We start from the raw sequence: 2,150 nt of genomic DNA, 5'->3' as shown, positions 1-2,150 counted from the left end.
CGAGATCCTCGACGTCGACGGCAAGTTCGTCGCCCCCGGCTTCGTCTCGAGCCACAGCCACCTCTTCACGAGCGGCTCGCGCGGGCTCGGCGTCGACCAGACGCTCTACGGCTGGTGCACCTCGATGTTCAGCGTGCTCAACAACGCCTCACCCGACCAGATCTACTGGGCGACCCTGCACGGCTCGCTCGACTTCCTCGCGAACGGCGTGACCACCGCGTACAACTTCACCGACCCCCTCCTGCCCTGGGAGCCGATGGTCGACGGCAAGCGCGCCGACGGCGGCGGCATCCTGCGCGATCACGCCTGGCACACCCGGCAGGCCGACGGATGCCACGACGCCGGGCTCCGCTTCGTCGACTCCATCGCACTCGATGCCACCGTCGGCACCGACGAGGAGATCTTCGCCCGGTTCGAGGCATCCCACGATCACGTCCTCGCGATGGACCCCGACATCGCCCTCGGCGCGTCGATCATGGGGCAGGTGCAGTGGTCGACCCGGCCGGATGCCGCCGAGATCGAGGTCGCGGTCATGGACCGCTTCGGCGTCACCAACCAGGCGCATTTCCTCGAGACGTACGAGGCGATCGAGCACCAGCAGACGAAGTTCCAGCTGTACAAGAACGCCGGAGCCCTGCGTCCCGGCATGATGTTCGGTCACTTCATCCAGACGACGCCCGAGATCATCGCGGATGCCGCCGCCGGCGGTGCCAGCATGTCGTGGCAGCCGGCATCGAACGGGCGTCTCGCATCCGGGATCGCGCACGTGCCCGAGATGCTCGATCAGGGCATGAAGGTCGGCATGGGCCTCGACGACCAGGCCTGCACCGACGTCGCCGACCCGTGGCAGAACATGCGCATGGGCATGTTCATGCAGCGCGCTCGCACCCACGACCCGCTGTCGATGATGCCCGAGCGCGTGCTGCGCCTGCACACCCTCGGGGGCGCGGAGATCATGGGCGTCGACGACCGCGTCGGCAGCCTCGAGGTGGGCAAGTTCGCCGACTTCGTGGTCGTCGACCCGCGGCTCCCCGACGTCGGTCCGCTGTGGAACCCCGTCCGCAGCTACGTGCTCGCGTGCGGCCTGCGCAACCTGAAGCAGGTGTACGTCGGCGGGAAGCTCGTGAACGCGGACGGTGTCTCGACGAACCCTCTCGCCGCGGAGGCCTCGGCTGTTCTGCACGAGCAGCTGCCCGCCCTGGCGGAGGAGTTCGGCGTCATCCTCTAGCCCCGCGGCTCCGCCCGCCCGCGGCTGCGCGCGGCTTCCCGCAGCCTGAGTGTCCAGAACACCCGGACGTGTCGCCGGCACCTTCCCGGTTGTTCTGGACACTCACCGAGCAAAGACTCGCGCTTCACCTGCCCGGATGCCGTGGACTCGCACCGAACGAGGACTCGCGCTTCACAGCCCGAACTCGGCCCGCACGTCGGCGATGTCCCCGAGCTCTTCCCGGAGCCGCGCGACGAGCTCCCTGCCCTCTGCGAGCCATCTGTCCAGGTCGGGGAGCTCCTCGTCGAGGTCCCGATCCTGCCAGTGCTCGTTCCAAGCCTCGAGCGCGTCCTGCAGCTCGGACGAGAGGGGCAGGGCATCGCGCTCGAACGGATAGTTCTCGGTGAAGTTCTCCCAGAGGGGGAGGCCGCTGATCCATTCCGGAAAGACGCGGATGAGACGCCGTCCGTCTTCGAGTCGCGGCGGCGTGGTGGATTGCAGCGATCGGTCCTGCCAGCTCCAGTGAGCCAAGCGCGATCGTTGCTCCTCGGTCTCGGGCTCCACGAAGACCACGCTACGCGTCGCATTCCCCTTGCCGCGCGGGTCCGGTCCCTCCGACAGGCTCAGGGACCTCGCTCGCGCGCGTGGCGGAGGCCGCTGAGCCTGCCGAAGCGCCCGGGCCCGCGTGGCGGAGGTGGTTGAGCTTGTCGAAGTGCGGTGCGGGCGTCTTCGACCCCGCCGACACCGAACTCGCGTTCCACAAGCGGTGGCACCGCCTGGCCGGCTCCGGACATGAGGTCGATCCGGCGACCGGCTGCACCCACCGCCTGGACGTGTCGGCGGGCTGACGCGCGGTCACCGCCGGACGCCAAGGGCCGAGCGTGTCGAAGCCTCCGGGCGGGGTCTGGCCTTCCAGCCCCCTCGACGGGCGCGGGGGCCTCGG

At 69.4% G+C, this 2,150-nt stretch carries 3 protein-coding genes; 2 read left to right on the top strand and 1 reads right to left on the bottom strand.

The annotated features are described in order from the left end of the window. Positions 1-1,228 (top strand): amidohydrolase family protein (locus tag NS220_RS18630; RefSeq protein WP_058625450.1); only part of this gene is annotated, 1,228 nt, incomplete at its 5' end. 171 nt (positions 1,229-1,399) lie between these two features. On the opposite strand, the gene NS220_RS18625 is transcribed toward NS220_RS18630, so the two are convergent. Beyond that, positions 1,400-1,771, bottom strand: a complete 372-nt coding sequence (locus NS220_RS18625) for a hypothetical protein (RefSeq protein ID WP_242864688.1) — start codon at positions 1,769-1,771, stop codon at positions 1,400-1,402. Between the two features lie 140 nt (positions 1,772-1,911). Between NS220_RS18625 and NS220_RS20340 the strand changes: the two genes are divergently transcribed. Next, the gene (locus NS220_RS20340) at positions 1,912-2,055 is read left to right on the top strand and encodes a hypothetical protein (protein WP_193755427.1); all 144 of its coding nucleotides are present in this window, start codon (positions 1,912-1,914) and stop codon (positions 2,053-2,055) included. The last annotated feature ends 95 nt before the right edge of the window (positions 2,056-2,150 follow it).

The organism is Microbacterium testaceum, assembly GCF_001476655.1.
Lineage (GTDB): Bacteria > Actinomycetota > Actinomycetes > Actinomycetales > Microbacteriaceae > Microbacterium > Microbacterium testaceum_C.
The sequence above is the reverse complement of the archived record's forward strand: the minus strand, read 5'-3'. Positions and strand labels throughout refer to the sequence as shown.